Origin of the sequence: Thalassospira lucentensis (assembly GCF_001613805.1) — a bacterium.
In the GTDB taxonomy this organism is placed as follows: Bacteria; Pseudomonadota; Alphaproteobacteria; order Rhodospirillales; family Thalassospiraceae; genus Thalassospira; species Thalassospira lucentensis_A.
Map to the genome: position 1 here is coordinate 414,892 of NZ_LPVY01000005.1, position 17,697 is coordinate 432,588.

A 17,697-nucleotide genomic window follows, 5' to 3' on the forward strand; every position below is an offset into this window, starting at 1 on the left:
TGACGGATCGGCAGCCGCAAGACGGTAACAGGCAAACCTGTCACCAACCTGTCATTGCACCAAACAGAGTGAAAAAAGTTCACAGCATTTATGATGGTAAGGCAAAGACCGCTCGCGAAAATCATTTACGCCGACAATGCCCGTCCGCAATCAAGTGCATGTTTCTTAAGGAAAAAAATGGCTTCGTCACGTTTCAATTGATTGAATCGGCTAAGCGGTCCTGACAAGGTCAATACACCAAGAAGCCGGTTTTGCCGGTCCAGTACGGGAACGGCGATTGCCGATATGTCCGGGTCACGTTCGCCTTCGCTTTGGGCAAATCCGGCATCAAGAACATCAATCGCACGATCATCAACGCCGTCCCCCCATGCGCGGATCACGTGCCCGGCCGCGCCACGGTCACAAGGAAGTATCGCGCCTTCTTCCAGGTGATGGCGCAGACTGCTAGGGGAATTTTCGCGAAACAGGCACAAACGGTTTTCGCCTTCGGGCACATAAAAAGATGCGGTTTCCCCGCTCGCCAAGACAAGGGCTGTCAGATGCGGGCGCACGACATCATCCATGCGAAATGATCGACGATAAATCGACCCCAGACGCCACAATGCAGGCCCCAGCCGATAGCGCCCACGTCCTGATATTGCCAGAAACCCCCGCGACTCTAATGTTCCGGCCAGTCGGGTGATGGTGCTTTTATACATGCCCGTGCGTTCCGAAAGGTCCTTAAGCGACAGATCGGCATCACGATCGGTAAAGGCATCAAGGATGATCAGGGCGCGTTCAACTGCGCTAACATTTTGTTCTGACATAATAAATTTAATTCCCGTGTGACTGTTCCGCCCCGGATATCGTTATTGGGCATTTTGGGATTAGTCAAAATTCTATATAATAGAACAAAATTCTACCAGACAGAATTTAAGGAAATGTCATGGCTACGACCAAACCACTTGCCGGTATTACCGTTTTGGACCTGACCAACGTTTTGGCTGGTCCGTTTTGCTGCCATCAACTGGCCCATCTGGGGGCGGATGTTATCAAGGTCGAAGCACCGGGGCGCGGCGATCTGGCGCGTCAACTTGGGGCGGATCAGGGGCTGAACGAAAAGCTGATGGGTGTTTCGTTCATGGCACAGAATGCCGGAAAGCGGTCTGTGACACTTAACCTGAAAGACCCGCGCGGGAAGGAAATCCTTAAAAAGCTGGTCGCGAATGCCGATGTGGTTGTCGAAAATTTCCGCCCCGGCGTGATGGGCCGGCTTGAGCTTGGCTATGATGTCCTTTCAAAAGTTAACCCCGCGCTGATCTATTGTGCGATTTCAGGCTTCGGGCAAACCGGCCCGATGAAAAAACTGCCAGCTTACGACCAGATTGTGCAGGGGCTTTCGGGCATTATGACGATCACTGGCGAGGAAGACCGGGAAACCTACCGTGTTGGATACCCGGTGGCGGATACCATTGGCGGTTTGACGGCTGCATACGCAATCACCGCAGCACTTGCCGGACGGGCGATGGGGAGCAACGAAGGTAAAGGCAGTTTCATCGATATTTCGATGCTGGAATCCGTGATTGCGACCATGGGCTGGGTGGTGTCGAACTTCCTCATTGCCGGGAAGCAGCCGACTGCAAACGGCAACGACAATTTCACATCCTCGCCATCGGGTACGTTCCGCACACAGGAGGGCAAGATCAATATTGCGGCCAACAAACAGGAACAGTTTGAAGCGGTTTGCGATGTTCTGGATTTGCCAGACCTGAAAGTTGACCCGCGTTTTGTAACCCGGACAGAACGCCTGTCGCATCGCCGAGAATTGAGCGATCTGCTTGAAGGTGCGCTCGTCACCCAGACGACAGATCACTGGGTATCCAAATTCAACGCTGTCGGCGTACCCGCCGGGGCGGTCTTGACCGTGCCACAAGTTCTTTCGCTGCCGCAGATTGCCGATCGCGGCATGTTGGCCGACTTTACGGACGTGCCGGGTGCGGAGCGCGATATCCGTATTCTTCGTACAGGCATCAAGATGAATGGTGATGCGCCGTCGGTTGATGCGCCGCCACCGGTTCTGGGACAGGATAACGAAACTATTCTGGCCGCCCTTGGCATGTCTGCCGAGGAGGTCGCCACCTTGAAAGCCGAGGGTGTGCTATGAGCGACAAAACTGCAAAAGACATTGAAAACGAAGTCAGCGACTGGTGGAAAACATCCATCATCGATATGGAACCGGGCAAAATCCATTATGGCGGCTACGCCATTCAGGACCTGATTGGCAATATCAGTTTTCCCGGGATGATCTGGCTTATGACGCGCGGTGAGTTGCCATCAAAGGGGCAGGCAGCCTTGCTTGAGGCGGCCCTTGTTGCGGCAGTCGATCACGGCCCGCAGGCACCAAGTATCGCAATCGCGCGCATGGCCGCGACCTGCGGGGTTGGTTTGAATAATGCCATGGCCAGTGCCGTTAACGTGCTGGGCGATGTCCATGGTGGGGCGGGTGAACAGGCTGTTGGCCTATATCATGATATCTCGGCCAGGGTGGATGCTGGCGAAAGTCTTGCCGATGCTACAGAGGCAGGGCTGGACCATCAGATTGCTGAACATGGCAAACATATTCCGGGATTTGGTCATCGTTTCCATCCGCTTGACCCGCGTGCACCGCGCTTATTGTCGCTTGTTGAAAAGGCGGCTGCCGATGGAATCGTTTCCGGGCATTTTGGACAGATTGCCAGCCAGATAGAAGAAACCCTTCTGGCCCGTAAAGGCAAACGCATCCCGATGAATATCGATGGTGCGACGGCAGTGATATATGCCGAACTTGGATTTGCTGCACCTCTTGCCCGGGGCCTGTTCTGCCTGTCACGGTCGGTTGGGATACTTGCCCATGCGTGGGAGCAAACCAATCAGGGGGGCCGCAACAAGGGACCAATTCCGCGACGTCTGATCTGGAATTATGACGGACCGGAACGCCGCCCGGTGCCATCAGACCTTAACGGCGATTAAGTAGCGCATCCTGCCAGCGGCTTAAAAACCGCTGGCGTTTTGCCTGATCCAGATAAACCAGAAGCCCGGGTCCCACGGGGAATGACCGGACCCGTTCGCCGTAACGATCAAAAATTAGCGACGAGAACGGGCTGGGCGGGACATCGGGACGGACGGGGTTGAAATTGCCTTCGTCCTGCAGGATGCTCTGGCCTTCAATCGACAGGATATAATCAAGGAACCTGCCGCCAAGTTCCGGATTGCGCGCCCCGCGCGGAATGATGGCAATCCGCGAATAAACAACTATGAAATCATCGGGCAGGATTACGCCGAGATTGGGGTTCCGGTGACTGAATGTTTCCGCGTACGATCCCAGCAAATTGTATCCCAGTACCAATTGGCCATCGGCTATTTTCTCAAGCATTGGCGACGTATTGGAATAGAGCTTTACCTTCGCCTGACCCAACGTGCGGACAAAGTCCCATATCCCGGAAAAGAACCGTTCATCGCGTGCCAGAAACAGGAAGCCAACACCGCTGCGTTCAATGTCATAGGTTGTGACCTTCTCGCTGAGCAGATCATCGTGATCGTTCAGAAGCCGAATGAAATCGTTACGTGTGCGCGGCGGTTCAAGATTATTTTCGCGAAAGTATTTGCGGTTATACGCCATCACGGCCGGTTCTTGTGTTACCGCAAATGCTTCGTTGCGCCAACGGGCCCAGTTTGGCAATGCGCGTGTCTGATCGCTTTGATGCGAAAAGGCATAACCGTCATTCGCGAGCTTCATCTGCAAATCCATTGACGAACTGATCACCAGATCGGCGTTTGGTTCTCCTGCTTCGCGTTCGGCAAGAGTCTGGTGATACATCTCCAGTGTTTGCAGCTGATGATATTCGACGCGGATTTCCGGGTTGCTTTGCTGAAATCCGTCAATGGCAGGGCGAAATGCTTCGATATCGGCCGATCCGTAAATGACGACGGTTCGACTTTCCGACAACAGAAGCTGTTCGGGGTCGCCCGGGGTGGTGTTTTGCAGCGCGGGAAAGATGAAAAGCTCGGCAGATGCCGGCAAAACGCGGAAAATTGCTGCGCAGAAAACTGCAATAATGATAGTACTGCGCAGGTTCATCGCTTACAGACCCTCACTTATTGAATTACTCGCAGACGTGTCGCCGGATAGTGATATCGAGGCTTTCCCGATCTGGCAAAATCTGGAAAATTCATGTTCTTGGGGCAATATGCACCAGACCATTCTGGTTTAACAGGGGACCTGACCCGACACAATGAGAGTCCTTGTCGTAGAAGATCACGCAGCACTTGCTGATGGCATCGCCCGCTCTTTGCAGCAGGCGGGCTATGCGGTTGATGTGATTTCTGATGGCGAAGAGGCCGATGAAATTCTGCGTACCCAGGAATACGGCCTTGTCGTGCTGGACCTTAATCTCCCTCGGATGGATGGTCTCGAAATCCTGCGTCGATTGCGCCATCGCGGATCGGAAAGTGCTGTTCTTATCCTGACGGCACGCAACGATATTGATGACCGTGTTCGAGGACTTGACCTTGGTGCAGACGATTATCTGGCAAAGCCGTTTGAACTGGTCGAGCTTGAGGCACGCGTGCGTGCCCTGATGCGCCGTCATTCGGGGACGCATAATACCCGGATCACCTGTGGACGCCTGACATATGATACTGTTGCCCGCCGCGCGATGATTGATGGCGAGGATATCGAAATTCCGCGCCGCGAACTGAATATCCTTGAAATTCTGCTTTTGCGGCTTGGGCATGTATTGTCCAAGGAACAGATCACCGACCAGCTTGCCGGGTTCGAGGACGACATCAGTGCAAATGCGGTAGAACTTTACATCAGTCGATTGCGTAAACGTGTCGAAACGGCAGATATCAAAATCCAGACTGTCCGCGGTCTTGGTTACCTGTTGAAAAAAACATGAAATGGCGCAACGCATCCCTTCGCCGGCGCTTGCTGATCTGGCTTTTGATCCCGCTACTTTTGATCAGTTCACTGATGCTGTTCGAGGTCCGCAGCAACGCAGTGCATTCTGCCAATCAGGCGTTTGACCGTGCGCTTCTGAGTTCCGCGCTTGCGATTGCGGATCGTGTGGTCCTGATAGGTGGGCAGATTGAGGTCGACGTACCTTATGTCGCGCTCGAGATGCTGACCAGTTCTGCGCAGGATCGGGTCTTCTATCAGGTCAGTACAGCACAGGGCGAATTCATTACCGGTTACGAAGAACTGCCACCGGTTCCCGAAGAGCTGATGCCGCTTCTGGAAGAGCCGGTGTTTTATGATGCGGAATATAACGGCGAACGGGTGCGGATTGGCGCGTTGTCGCGTTATGTGGCCAGCGCAAGAATGGCGACACGTTTTCACGTTTTGGTCGCCGAAACCACGGGAACACGCGAAAGCCTGAGCGAAGATATTCTGGCCCGTGCGGCAGTCCGGCAATTCGGGCTTATCCTGATTGCAGCCCTTATTGTCTGGTTCGGGATCGGGCAGGGGCTTAAACCGTTGGCGCGACTGGAAGAAGCCCTTAACCGCAGGTCACCCTCGGACCTGAGGCCCATTCTGCATGATGTCCCGACCGAAGTGCGCCATCTTGTCGGCGCGATCAACCATTTGCTGAAACGCTTGGAAAATACGCTTTCGACCATGCAGCGGTTTACCGCAGATGCCGCACATCAGCTGCGTACTCCATTGGCGGCGTTGCGTACCCAGGCAGAGTTGGGACTACGTGAAAAGGATCCGGAAAAGCTGCATGATGTCATGGAAAAGCTTGCAGCATCGACGCGTCAGACTTCTCATCTTGCCAACCAGTTGCTGACATCCGCGCGGTCCGCACCCGAAGGTTTGGCCGGACGTCCCTTTGCCCGTATTGACCTGGGCGAGATCACCCGGACGGTTACGGGCAGCAAGGTCCCCGCTGCGATAGAGCGCGGTATTGATCTTGGTTATGAGGGGCTGGACGGAGAGGCTTTGATCATGGGGGATGCGACCCTGATCGAGGAATTGCTGAAGAACCTGATCCACAATGCGCTGACCTATTGCCCCGAAGGCAGTTCCGTTACCGTGCGATTAATGCCCGAGGCTGACAATACATCATTCGTCAAACTGGTGGTCGAAGATGACGGGCCGGGTATTGCGCTTGAACATCGCAAACATGTGTTCGAACGCTTTTATCGTGTGTCGGATGGTGGGGAAGATGGGTGCGGCCTTGGCCTTTCGATCGTGCGCGAAATCGCATTGCGCCACGATACACGCATCCGGCTTGATGAACCGGAAGATCACAGTGGTGCGATTTTCTCGGTGCGTTTCCGATTGGCACCAAATCAAGCGGAATTGCGTTAACGGCGAAGAGCGGGAATTGTCGAAAGCACGGTTTTCATCAATTGTGGTTGCCGGTTCACGCCGGTCTTTGAAAATACGGTTTTCAGATACGTTCGTGCCGAGCTTAGTGAAATTCCAACCAGTTCTGCTGCCTGATCAAGAGACATGCCCTCGGCAAGCTTTTGTGTCAGCTTGGCCTCGGACCGGGTCAGACCAAAAATATCAATCAGGTCATCAATCGTTGGCGGCCCCATTCTTTCGGGTTCGACCAGTATGAAGACGAAGCTGTCCGGAAGGGTGCCACCATTGCGGACCCGGCGCAGGAAAACCGACAATGCCCCCTGTTCGTGATCAATCGAAAATCCGCGCTGCATCGGCGGAACACGACCCGCAGGGGGATGCAGAAAACGTTCGAGATCATCAGGCACCTTGTCGATCAGAAGCCGGTTATCAGGACTGACCTGTAATGACGCTGATCGGCGCAAAATTTCGGCGGCTTGCGCATTCATGTGTGAAACCGTAAGCCGGTCATCGGTTGCAATAAGCCCCAGATGGAAAAGATCGAGAAACGCTGCGGGGATTGTATCGCGGCTTTCACCGTGCCTGCGCGCGATCTCGGTTTCGATACCATCAAGAATTGTTTTTAAGGCGGTGGGTTTTGGATAGAAGCGAAAGACTCCGAACTCGTTGACGGCTGTAAGGGCTGATTGAAGGTCGGCATAACCCGTCAGCATCACAATGATCAGGTCACCCCGCAGATTTCGAAGCTTTTCTGCCAGTTCAAGACCGGTCATGACTGGCATGTGGATGTCCAGAATGGCGGCTGTTACATCCGGGGTACTGGAAATCTCGGTCAGTGCGGTTCGTGGATCACCGAAATACAGCCCCTGCCAATGCGGCGCGAGGTTTGCGAAATTTCGCCGATGCGATGACAGAAGGTTTTCATCGTCATCTACAAACGCAATGCAGACAGGACGGTCTGACGCCATTGTCATTCACACTCCACATATGGGGATGTTGGTTCGTCTATCCTGACATTATTCTTAGGTATATCAAATCCTGTATGAATTGGTGGCTGTAAAATCAGCTTTCAGGTGATGCGGATTGGTTTTTACCGGAGTTGTCCCTGATGCGTGTTGCGACAATCGACCTGCCTACCGTTATGATGGTGGATGATGACGAAAACCTTTTGGCTTCGGTATGTCGTTCCCTGTCGGGGAGCTTTAATTTAGTCAAATATATCAACGGCGAGGCTGCTCTTGAATGGTTGTCAAAAAACCGTTCCGGGGTGCAGGTCATTGTTGCCGATCTGGTAATGCCGACCATCGATGGCATTAATTTCCTGAAACGTGCATGCCATTGTGCTCCGGATGTGCCGCGGATTTTACTGACGGGAAATGTTTCGGCCGTACCACTGCGCGAAGCAAAAGAGCATGCAAAAGTCAGTCAAATTCTGACAAAGCCCATTTCGTCCATGGCCCTCAAAGAAGTCCTGGCCCGGACGATCGGAGACCGGTGTAAAGAAGGCCATGTTGAAAATGTGATGCCCGATATCGTGAATGCGGCGATTGATAGGTCTGATTTTACCACTGTGATTCAGCCCCGCGTCCGCACCAGCGATTTTATGAGAACAGGTGGCGAAGTTCTTTGCCGAATGCCTGATTTGCAAAAACGGTTTGATATCGGACAGATATTCGAAGGTTGCCGAAACCAGCCGGTAATGAACCGTCTGACGATGCATATCATGGAGACGATGATTGATCTGGCACCGCTTTATCGCGAAGCGCTGGGACCAAGTGCCAGAATATCAATGAACGTCGATCCCTGTTTGGTCAGCAACAACCGATTTGTTTGCTCGATGTCGGATTTCATCGATGAAATGCAGGAATCTGGTCTCGAGATCGAGCTTGAAATTAATGAAAAGCAGTTGAACGTGATGGACGAAAACTTTGCGAAAAATGCAAAGTTTCTGGCCCGGCGCGGGACGCGGTTATTCATTGACGGCTTTGGTGCAGATAAAGCGGCATTCGAGTTGTTGCGGAACGAATATTTTGCCGGTGTTAAACTTGATCAGGGTCTGATTGGCCGGATGATGGGTAACCGGAGTGACGACGCGTTTGTTTCATGGATTGTTCAGATATGTCGGCAGATCGGCTACTCGGTCATTGCTGTCGGTGTTGAAAACGAGGCGACAGCCCTTTGCCTGCGCGAATATGGGGTAGAAGAATTGCAGGGATATCTTTTTGGTATGCCACAACCGCTTGAAGAACTCGTGCCAGGCAAGATTGCGATATGAACAAGTGTGGCAATACAAATGGTTGACCAGTTTTTTCAAGCTCGATCATTGTTTTGTTACCACGCCGTGACCAATGTTTAAACCAGTCTCGGAGTACAATTACGATGATGAAAACGATCACTAAATTCGCCATGACCATAGGCACGATCATTGTCTTTACGGTTGGAAATGCTCATGCAGCAAGTGAATTGAGGCTTTCAACTACCGGCGGTAAAACCACGACGGTGTCATTTGAAGAACTGACCAAACTGCCCGACACCGAGTTTTATACTTCGACCCCGTGGACCGACGGTGTTCAGAAATTCCGGGGTGTTGATTTCGATGTTCTGCTCGATACCTATGGCATCACGGCCGATACAGTACGTGTGTCCGCATTGAATGATTACAGCGTGATGATTCCGGCCAGTGTGCTTCGGGATGACAACGCCATTCTGGTTTATCTGCAGAATGATGCAGAAATGTCGGTGCGCGACAAAGGCCCGTTCTGGGTTGTTTTCCCCTATGACAGTGATGTTCGTTTCCAGACTGACACCTACTGGTCTTATTCCGTCTGGCAAGTGAAGTCGATTGATGGGCAAAACTAGACATTTTCTGTCAAAAATTTCGAGTGGGGTCATTTTCTCGATACTGGTCCTGTTCATTATCCTTTACGGCGTCTTTTCGACTGCGATTGTGCGGCAGCTCGACGACGAAAAATTTGCGTATCGTGAAAATTTTGCATGGGCGGTTTTTCAGATTCAGCGCCAGTTTCTGGAAATCGAGCGATATATCGAATACGCCCGGGTACAGAATGAAATCGCCAAAGAGGATTTCGAACAGGTTCTTCTGGAATATGAAATCCTTGTAAGCCGCACTTTGCTTGTCAAACAGGGTGAGGGTTTTCAGGTTCTCCTACAAATTCCTGAAGTGACAAGTTTGCTGGCGATACTTGATGAAAAGATCGCCCGCATTGATGCGATGATCGCAAAGACATCGAACCCATCTGTTGTATTGAATTTCATTCACGACGAACTTGAAACTATCGACGATCCTTTACAGCAGGCAGTGGTTCGCACGACCAACTTTGTGTCAGTCTATAATGCCAGCAACATTGCCAGCGTGAAGACAGACATACAAATCCTGTCCTATCTGTTCTTTTCCGGCATGATCGTGATGATTGGTCTTGCGGTCTTTGTCATTCGTCACCGTCAGCGTGCCTTTGCCGCAGATGTCGATGCGCGACGTGCCCGGCAGGAACAGGAAGTCATCGAAGAAGCGGCAGATTACGCAAAAATGCATGCTTTGGGGACTTTGGCGGGCGGGGTTGCGCATGAAATCAATACGCCGGCTCAATACATTCAGAACAATCTTGAATTCCTTTCTGACAGCTTTGACGAGGTGGTTAAGGCAATCCGGACCGTTGATGCAGATGGAACCGCCCGTCTTGAACTTGATCGGAACCGCATCGACTTCATGATTGAAGAAATCCCGCTGGCAATCAGGGAAAGTATTCAGGGCCTTGACCGGATTGCGGAGATTGTTCGGGGTATACGGAAGTTTGCCCATCCGACGACGGATTCTGTCGAACGGATTTCCATTGCCGAGGAAATCGAAACGGCGATAACCCTGACGCGCAACCAGGTCAAACACGTCGCTGAACTTGAACAAAGTTATGTGACAGATGTCAGGGAAGTCGAAGGTCGGCGGAACCATCTGTCGCAGGCGTTGATCAACCTGATCGTCAATGCGTCGCAGGCAATCCGGGAATCAGGAAAACGGCCCGGCAAAATCTGGCTGGATGTTACCTCGGATACCACGGATGTCTTGATTCGTTTACGTGACAATGGCGGTGGTGTGCCCGAAGAACTGCGTGACCGTATTTTCGATTATTTCTTTACCACCAAGGAACGCGGGGTTGGCACGGGTCAAGGCCTGCCGATTTGTCGCAAGCTGATCCAAGATGATTTCAATGGCGATCTGACCCTGTCCGAAGCAAGTGGCGAAGGGGCCGAGTTTATTATCCGTATTCCGAAACCGGGCAACCGGCAGGCGGACGATGATCAACGTCGGGATCGTAGCACAATCGATGAAATCTATGACATTCGATCCTGATGGGATATTGCGACGCCGAGCCCTATGGAAATCATCTCCTGTTCCTGCCGGATCGCTGTCGCACGGCGATATGAGGATCATATTGCCAGGGGAAGGCTGTCGCGAAGTGACGCACAATGTTGTTCCCACGAGGCCCATTTCTGTTGGGCATTGCAACGGGCAATGAAACTCGCTGCGCGGTCATATTTGGATGTGCGATCATCGCTGTCCCGACCAAACTTTCGGGCAAAATGCTGTGCGGCATAGACAATCAGCAAAGATCTGGAATTCTGCGTTGGTGCAGCTTCCGGGCGATGATGAAAAGCAATGTCTTCGATAACCTCGTGCTTGAAGCCCCAAAGGGCTGCGAGGCAGGCCGAAACACCGGGATGAGAAACACCGATTGAACCGACTTCTGCTGAGATGATGTCGCAGTGATCCCGATCTGCATGATCACGACTTGCCGCAACCTTTTCCGGAATCACCTGTTCCATGATGTTTAGTCCGACATGGCAAAGGATTGCCGCGGCGCGGACAATATCGATAGTCTCGTGAGACAGGCCGTCGAGACGGGCGATCTCGGCAGACATCTGGCCAAGAACGAGGCTGCGATGAATGGCCTGTTCTATATTGTCCAAGGTGAATCCGGTCTGCTGGCCATGTACGGCCCATATGACACATAATGCCTTGATGCTTTCCGGTCCGAACAGGTCGATCAGGGCAACCATATCGGGCGTATCCGTTGGCAGGATAAGTTTTTCACGGCGTGCAAGTTCATGGGCAAGGTCGATAAAACCGGGTTTGTCGCGGCTGAATTCCAGCAACTCTTTCTCGCTGCTTTGTCCCTTGTGTTGCAGGATCGTATGCAGCCTTTGAAAAACCGGTGGCCAGAGAAGTGTGGCCGACATGCGATACAGGATATCGATCAGCAGAGGATCACGCAGATAGTTGCGCAGGATCAGACCGCGTTCAATGGCGTGGATGACATCCTGATCGCTGCACGGTTTCATCAGAAAATGATGGGTTGCCGCACTGCCGGACTGGATGGCCTTTTCATCGGAATAACCCGAAAGCAGGATGCGGGCCGTATCAGGATATTTTCGTGCTACGGTGCGCAGCAATTCAGCCCCGTCCATTTCGGGCATCCGCATGTCCGAAACAATGACATCAGCCCCTTGCAGATCAAGATTCTTGAGGGCTTCGGCGCCACTGGTGCAAAAACGCAGTTTCCAATCGGGCCGTTTTGACATGATGCGGCGACGCAATCCGCTAAGCACATTGGGATCGTCATCAACGAAGAGGACTGAAACGTTTTCTGGCATCCCGGCATCCTTTTCGGGAAAGGTCGGCTGATGGCTGCCTTCAGGCTGACAGCGTTGCAGGATTTTGACAATACAAATGCCTTACCCGCGGAGACGGATTCTGGATCACAAAGCAGGTCAATATGATCATGCGGGTGTAGGGTGCCAGAGATTCATCCGCGGGGAGGTAAACAAAAAAGGGCTGCTGATGAAGGCAGCCCAAAGTTGTTGAGAGCGAAGAGGGGAAGATCATTGCGTTGGGGTGAGCACGATCAGAATTCGACACCGATCTTGCGATCTACCGAGTATTTGCCACCGCCACGGATCAGGATCGAAAGCGCCATCAGGCCCCAGAAGACCGGCATTTCAAACCCGGCATTGTTCCATGCATACCCGTTGGGCAGATGAATGGTGACCGCAACAGCCATAAAGGCAATCACAGCGGCGGCTACCGGCCGGGTCAGAAGACCCACAGTCAGCATCAGGCCGCCCACGAATTCCAGAAGCCCGATCAGAAGGGCAAACAGGAAGCCCGGGGCAAAGCCGATGCTTTCAAGCCAGCCAGCCGTACCTTCAAGGCCATAGCCACCAAAGGCACCAAACAGTTTCTGTGCACCATGCGGGACCAGAAGAAGGCCCGTGGTGACGCGAACGATCACGGGTGACAGGGGTTCAAGTGCCGCCCAAAGATTGCCAAGGGCCGGGATGACCGTACGCGGTTTGGTATTTGCAAGAGATGACATATTCATTCTCCATCGAAAAGTCGGACCGGAAGACCGGTTCAGGCGACCATGTCAAAAACAAGGGCTTCAGCTTCGGTTGCGTCGCTGAAAATCAGTTCGTCTTCGTCCCGGATGGCGGCACCATCGCCGGCCTTCAGGGTTTCTCCATTCACGCTCAGCATGCCGCGCGCTACCTGAACCCAGGCAATCCGACCCGGTTCGATTTTATGGGATGCTGTTTCACCTTCACCCAGATGGGCAACGTAAAGGTCAACATCCTGATGAATGGTGATCGATCCATCCCGGCCGGTGCGGCTGCCGATCAGTGACAGGCCCGAACCCGTATCGGAACGTGCGATTTCCTTTTCCTCGTAACCCGGTTCCAGATTTGCGGCTTCGGGTATGACCCAGATTTGCAGGAAGTGTACCGGCTTCTCCTTGGAATGGTTGTATTCCGAATGACGGATACCCGTTCCGGCCGTCATGCGCTGCAGGCGGCCCGGGCGGATAACGGAACCGGTGCCAAGGCTGTCTTTGTGTTCAAGCGCGCCATCAAGCACATAGGAAATGATTTCCATATCCTTGTGGCCATGAGTGTCAAAACCTGCACCGGGGATAACCCGGTCTTCGTTAATCACGCGCAGCGGGCCCCAACCCATCCGTTTCGGATCGTAATAGTGACCGAAGGAAAAAGTGTGATGGGAGTCAAGCCAGCCAAACTGGGCGCGGCCACGGTCTGCGGATTTGATCTTGGTAATCATGTTGGTCTCCATCGCTGGGGTGTCGTTTGTTGGAGCCAGAATACGCTTTTCGCAAAAAGTGACAATTATCGTAATAATGTGCATACTGTCGCGTAATTAGCGACAATAAAACAGATATAGGCATGGCGGAGGCCTTGGATGGACAAGCTTGGAAGCTTGCAAACCTTTGTAAAAGTTGTCGATGAAGGCAGTTTTGCTGCGGCGGCACGTGCGATTGGTCAATCACGGTCCCAGGTTAATCGGGCGGTCATTGCGCTTGAGGAAGATTTGGGGGTGCAGCTTTTGAACCGCACGACGCGTCAGGTTGCCGTCACGCCAAGCGGCCGGGCTTTTTATGACCGGGCCAAAGCCGTGCTTGCCGATTTGCATGAAGCAGAAGAAGCCATTCGCGAAAACCGCGAAACGCCATCGGGTGATATGCGCATCAATGCGCCGATGTCATTTGGCACGCTGCATCTGGGGCCTGCACTGGTTGACTTTGCCCGGCAATATCCTGACATCCGGGTCGAACTTGCCCTATCGGACCGCTTTATCGACCCGGTCGCGGACGGGTATGACATGACAGTGCGGATCAGCCAGCCCAGTGAAACACTCGCACTGATTGATCATGAAATCATTCCGATGAACCGGGTTTTGTGTGCCTCGCCGGACTTCATCCGAAAGCACGGCGAACCGGAATCTCCGCGTGATCTTGCGACTTTGCCATGTTTGCACTATGGCAGCCTGCCAGCCGGTTCGAGCTGGAAGATGAATGGTCCGGACGGTCCGGTTTCGGTGCAGGTGAATGGCGTTTTCTGCTGCAACAATGCCGAAGTTCTGCGCGATGCAGCACTTGCTGACCTTGGCCTGGCATTATTGCCAACCTTCATTGCCGGGCCGGATTTGCAAAGTGGTAATCTGGTTAGTGTTTTGTGTGATTACAGCCCGCCGGAACTGTTTCTGTATCTGCTTTATCCGCCGAGCCGACAATTATCGGCACGTATCCGGCTTTTGGTCGATTTTATTTATGACCGTTTTGGCGGTCAGCCCCACTGGGATCTGGTGCAATAAAGAAGGGGTGGGAAATCCGAACCCTTGCAGTCCACGTACCAGTTATTAGGTTTTGATCAGGCCCTGGTGGTACATGGATATGACGAGTTTTGGCATGCCGACCCTGATGATGGTGTCACATGGTAACAGCGGCAATGGCGGCGATCCTGCGGCGGCGCTGGCGGCTGCCGTGCGCGATCTTTGGGCCGGGCCGGTACGCCATGGCTATATGCGCAGCACACCGTCGGTTCCCGATCAACTGGCAAAGCTGAAGCGCGATCACGAAGCAGACGAGCTGATCGTCTTTCCGTTGTTTTTCAGCGAAGGATATCTGGTTTTTAAGGAACTGCCGCGCAATTTGCGCGATGCAGGACTTGATCGTGCGGTTATCCTGCCGCCTGCAATCAACCTGCCGGGTTTTACGGCCATGGTTGCCCGCCATGTTCAGGCCGCCCTGTCGCGGCGTGGCTGGGATGGATCGGAAACATCGGTATTTCTGGTGCCGCATGGTCTGAAAACCCTGACCGAGCCACTGCCGGAAACCGTCAGATTTGCCAAAGAACTTGGCAGCGCCTGTGCCGAAAGCGAGATTTGCATTGGCAATATCGAAGGCGATCCGTCACTGCGGGACTGGCGAACAGTCGGGTCACGCAAGCATGCGCTGATTGTGCCGATGCTCGCAGGCGGTGGCATGCATGCCTGCACGGATTTACCGGAAATGATTGCGGCACAACCGGGCGAGACGATTGAAATACTCGACCCGATTGGCGAATGGGCGGAATTGCCTGATCTGATCCTGGCAGAGGCAGCAAGGTTTGTGCGCCATAGGCCTGATCGGTCAAAGGGGCTGCATCGCCCGATTGCCAAGAGCCGGATCGAGAACGGTGCTGGTCTGATTTAAGGTCACGCGACCCGTTCAGCCAAGGCCCGGTTTGACCTTGGTTTCGGATGCCTTTTTAAGCAGATAATCGCGGAAGATTTTGGCGGAACTGGTGAGGGTATCCTCACCGTCATGCACGATCAGCAACTGGCGTTTGGCCCAGCTATCGGCAATCGGTGCGCCGGAAATATTCATGTGATCAATGTAACCTGCGACCGAACTTTGCCGCAGAAATCCGATGCCAAGTCCGGCTGCGATCATCTGGCGCAAGGATCCGAAACGCATGACCTTGATATGCGGGTGCATGTCGTGATGCAGCTTGCCCGCCGCCTCGCTGATCAGGTCATCAATAACGCCGCCTTCATGCAGGGAAATGATGTCGTATTTTGCGGCTTCGGCAAAGGTAACCGGGGCCGGGTTGGATTGATCGGGGATCAGCGGATGGCCCTTGGGGGTCACGACCCAGATCGGGTCGTCGCAAAAGACGTGGTTCGACAAACCCTGACAGGGGCCGTTATCGGCCATGATCGCCAGATCGGCACGACCTTCGCGCACCGCATCAGATGACTCGCGCGATGTCAGTTCACGGACATCGACAGTCACATCGGGGAAATCACGTTGAAAATCGGCCAGAAATGCAGGCAGTCCGGTGAGAATTGCCGAGGTCACGGCAGCAAGATAAATCTTGCCCTTTTCGCCGCTGTTGAAATCGCGCAGCTCATTTGACAGGTGATTAAGATCACCCAGAAGCTTTTCGCCGTAGCGCGCGAAAATCGCACCTTCTTCCGTCGGTTCGACACCGCGGGGCAGACGGCGCAGCAGTTTGACGCCAAGCATGGCTTCAAGTTCGCCGATGCGGCGACTTACAGCCGATGTCGCGATATGTTCGCGCCGGGCGGCTTCATTGATGCTTCCGGCGCGCACAATGGCGACAAACAACCGGATCGTGACGATATCAAACTTTTGCATTCAACCGTTTTCGGTTGTTTGGTTGAAACCGTCAAGGGCGATGAATTGTCAGCATCTTTTGGATGCCAATCCTCAAACCCGCAGGGTCAGAGAGGGTGAATTAGCCCTCGACCTGACGCCATGCATTGTTCCACTCGGTCATCAGTTCATCATGGGTGCGTGCTTTCGACGCTTTCATGATCACGGCGACCTGAAGCGCATGAACAAGGTTGGTGAACCAGTTGACGCGAACTTCGCGTTCGATGGTGGTGGTGTCTTTAAGTGCAAGCGTTGCCATGGTTAGGTTCCTTTGCGTCTGGGGTGATTTCAGATGTACCAGAAGCCGTTTGAACCCACTATTCTCGTTTCACCGCTATCCCGTTCTTGTTTGGAGAACGATAGATATAAGTAATTGATATTGATTGATAAATTTATATCGCAATGCACAATACATTGCCAAACGCGCATGGTCCAAAATGTTGGATTTATCTGCTATAGCTTGGCAAACAGGATTTACCAGAGGTCGTGCTATGAGTGATGTGAATGACAATCTTGCCTGGGAACAGGCGCATGGTAGCGGGCTTCAGGCTTATCTGGGCTATCAGGTTGTTGAATGGGAAGAAGACCGTGCGGTGGTCGAGCTTGAAATCAGGGATCATCACCGCAATCGGGCAGGCATCCTGCATGGGGGCGTGATTGCGACCCTGATGGATACGGCGTCGGGCTGTGCTGTCTGTTACTGCGCCGTTCCGGGGAATGTCCGCAAATCGCTGACCCTGTCGCTGACGACCAATTTCATCGGGATGGCAACCGGCGGCACGGTGCGGGTTGAGGGACGCAAACAGGGCGGCGGGCGCAAGATCGTCTTTACCGAAGCCACCGCCTATAACGCGGCGGGCGAGGTGATCGCGACCGCGACCGGCACCTTCAAATACCATCGCGGTAGCGAGGACCCGAACGGGGTGCCGCGCGACGCATAGGGGTTATGGAAATACAGGACGGTCCCTGAGGGGGCGGCCTATGACGCTATGTAAGTTTTTCAAAAAGTTCTTGATTTGTTCTTTTAATTATGCCATAAGAGTCAAGTCAACGGGAGAAATGCACCCGGATCGAAACCCGCAAGGCCCTGAGCCTCGCGGGTTTTTGCGTTTGGGGCCGGATCGAAGAGGGGGTCAGGATGCAACGGCAAAGATTGAGGCAGGGCAGCGGGGCCCTCCGCAGGATATTGACCGGCGGATGGCGGAGCCATTACGGCGGCATTCTGGGCTGGGTCTAACAGGTTTCGAACACACTTATTTGTCATGACAGGAGAGGTGCGTCTTGTCGGGGAATGGACCCCGGATTTGCCGAAAGAGGAAGCAATGGTAGTAGTGGCGGCAT

The 17,697-nt window shown here is 53.3% G+C and carries 18 protein-coding genes; 10 read left to right on the forward strand and 8 right to left on the reverse strand.

The genetic code is table 11. From position 1 onward, the window contains the following. Window positions 1–125: 125 nt before the first annotated feature. Window positions 126–806, reverse strand: coding sequence for an IclR family transcriptional regulator (locus AUP42_RS07230; RefSeq protein WP_062950285.1), 681 nt, complete (start codon window positions 804–806; stop codon window positions 126–128). A gap of 119 nt (window positions 807–925) precedes the next feature. Here AUP42_RS07230 and AUP42_RS07235 point away from each other — a divergent pair, with 119 nt between their 5' ends. Next, complete coding sequence (locus AUP42_RS07235) at window positions 926–2,143, forward strand: CaiB/BaiF CoA transferase family protein (protein ID WP_062950287.1); 1,218 nt, start codon at window positions 926–928, stop codon at window positions 2,141–2,143. Further along, window positions 2,140–2,988, forward strand: coding sequence for a citryl-CoA lyase (locus AUP42_RS07240; RefSeq protein ID WP_062950289.1), 849 nt, complete (start codon window positions 2,140–2,142; stop codon window positions 2,986–2,988). Before AUP42_RS07235 ends, AUP42_RS07240 begins: the two co-directional genes overlap by 4 nt. Here the strand turns inward: AUP42_RS07240 and AUP42_RS07245 are convergent. Continuing rightward, window positions 2,975–4,096 (reverse strand): ABC transporter substrate-binding protein, encoded by a 1,122-nt coding sequence (locus tag AUP42_RS07245; protein WP_062950291.1) that lies wholly within the window; start codon window positions 4,094–4,096, stop codon window positions 2,975–2,977. The two genes, AUP42_RS07240 and AUP42_RS07245, sit on opposite strands and share 14 nt — an antisense overlap. Before the next feature lie 154 nt (window positions 4,097–4,250). Between AUP42_RS07245 and AUP42_RS07250 the strand changes: the two genes are divergently transcribed. Next, the gene (locus tag AUP42_RS07250) at window positions 4,251–4,916 is read left to right on the forward strand and encodes a response regulator transcription factor (RefSeq protein WP_062950293.1); all 666 of its coding nucleotides are present in this window, start codon (window positions 4,251–4,253) and stop codon (window positions 4,914–4,916) included. Continuing rightward, window positions 4,913–6,331 (forward strand): sensor histidine kinase, encoded by a 1,419-nt coding sequence (locus AUP42_RS07255; RefSeq protein WP_062950294.1) that lies wholly within the window; start codon window positions 4,913–4,915, stop codon window positions 6,329–6,331. Before AUP42_RS07250 ends, AUP42_RS07255 begins: the two co-directional genes overlap by 4 nt. Here AUP42_RS07255 and AUP42_RS07260 read toward each other — a convergent pair. Continuing rightward, window positions 6,328–7,305, reverse strand: coding sequence for a DNA-binding response regulator (locus AUP42_RS07260; protein WP_231858188.1), 978 nt, complete (start codon window positions 7,303–7,305; stop codon window positions 6,328–6,330). The genes AUP42_RS07255 and AUP42_RS07260 overlap by 4 nt on opposite strands. 134 nt (window positions 7,306–7,439) lie before the next feature. Here AUP42_RS07260 and AUP42_RS07265 point away from each other — a divergent pair, with 134 nt between their 5' ends. The 3 genes from AUP42_RS07265 to AUP42_RS07275 all read left to right on the forward strand — a co-directional run bounded on the left by AUP42_RS07265 (window position 7,440) and on the right by AUP42_RS07275 (window position 10,697). Continuing rightward, window positions 7,440–8,606: an EAL domain-containing protein gene (locus tag AUP42_RS07265; RefSeq protein WP_062950295.1), complete on the forward strand. Its 1,167-nt coding sequence runs from the start codon at window positions 7,440–7,442 to the stop codon at window positions 8,604–8,606. A 104-nt stretch (window positions 8,607–8,710) separates the two neighbouring features. Further along, window positions 8,711–9,190 (forward strand): hypothetical protein, encoded by a 480-nt coding sequence (locus AUP42_RS07270; RefSeq protein WP_062950296.1) that lies wholly within the window; start codon window positions 8,711–8,713, stop codon window positions 9,188–9,190. Continuing rightward, complete coding sequence (locus tag AUP42_RS07275; RefSeq protein WP_062950297.1) at window positions 9,177–10,697, forward strand: sensor histidine kinase; 1,521 nt, start codon at window positions 9,177–9,179, stop codon at window positions 10,695–10,697. Before AUP42_RS07270 ends, AUP42_RS07275 begins: the two co-directional genes overlap by 14 nt. Before the next feature lie 77 nt (window positions 10,698–10,774). Here AUP42_RS07275 and AUP42_RS07280 read toward each other — a convergent pair whose 3' ends face one another. The 3 genes from AUP42_RS07280 to AUP42_RS07290 all read right to left on the reverse strand — a co-directional run bounded on the left by AUP42_RS07280 (window position 10,775) and on the right by AUP42_RS07290 (window position 13,460). Continuing rightward, a complete protein-coding gene (locus AUP42_RS07280; RefSeq protein ID WP_062950298.1) occupies window positions 10,775–11,998 on the reverse strand; it encodes a response regulator in 1,224 nt (407 codons plus the stop codon). Between the two features lie 251 nt (window positions 11,999–12,249). After that, window positions 12,250–12,720, reverse strand: a complete 471-nt coding sequence (locus AUP42_RS07285) for a DoxX family protein (protein WP_062950300.1) — start codon at window positions 12,718–12,720, stop codon at window positions 12,250–12,252. Window positions 12,721–12,758: 38 nt separating this feature from the next. After that, on the reverse strand, window positions 12,759–13,460 hold the full coding sequence (locus AUP42_RS07290) for a pirin family protein (protein WP_062950302.1): 702 nt from the start codon (window positions 13,458–13,460) through the stop codon (window positions 12,759–12,761). A 138-nt stretch (window positions 13,461–13,598) separates the two neighbouring features. On the opposite strand from AUP42_RS07290, the gene AUP42_RS07295 reads away from it, so the two are divergent. Both AUP42_RS07295 and AUP42_RS07300 read left to right on the forward strand, forming a co-directional pair. Further along, window positions 13,599–14,510: a LysR family transcriptional regulator gene (locus AUP42_RS07295; protein WP_062950304.1), complete on the forward strand. Its 912-nt coding sequence runs from the start codon at window positions 13,599–13,601 to the stop codon at window positions 14,508–14,510. 79 nt (window positions 14,511–14,589) lie between these two features. After that, a complete protein-coding gene (locus AUP42_RS07300; RefSeq protein ID WP_082824700.1) occupies window positions 14,590–15,390 on the forward strand; it encodes a CbiX/SirB N-terminal domain-containing protein in 801 nt (266 codons plus the stop codon). Between the two features lie 15 nt (window positions 15,391–15,405). Here the strand turns inward: AUP42_RS07300 and AUP42_RS07305 are convergent, their stop codons facing one another. Then, window positions 15,406–16,338, reverse strand: a complete 933-nt coding sequence (locus AUP42_RS07305; protein WP_062950306.1) for a LysR family transcriptional regulator — start codon at window positions 16,336–16,338, stop codon at window positions 15,406–15,408. A gap of 100 nt (window positions 16,339–16,438) precedes the next feature. Further along, window positions 16,439–16,615 carry a hypothetical protein gene (locus AUP42_RS21350; RefSeq protein WP_156484574.1) on the reverse strand — a complete coding sequence of 59 codons (177 nt, stop codon included), beginning with the start codon at window positions 16,613–16,615 and terminating at the stop codon, window positions 16,439–16,441. A gap of 232 nt (window positions 16,616–16,847) precedes the next feature. Here AUP42_RS21350 and AUP42_RS07310 point away from each other — a divergent pair, with 232 nt between their 5' ends. Then, complete coding sequence (locus AUP42_RS07310; protein ID WP_062950308.1) at window positions 16,848–17,297, forward strand: PaaI family thioesterase; 450 nt, start codon at window positions 16,848–16,850, stop codon at window positions 17,295–17,297. Window positions 17,298–17,697 lie beyond the last annotated feature (400 nt).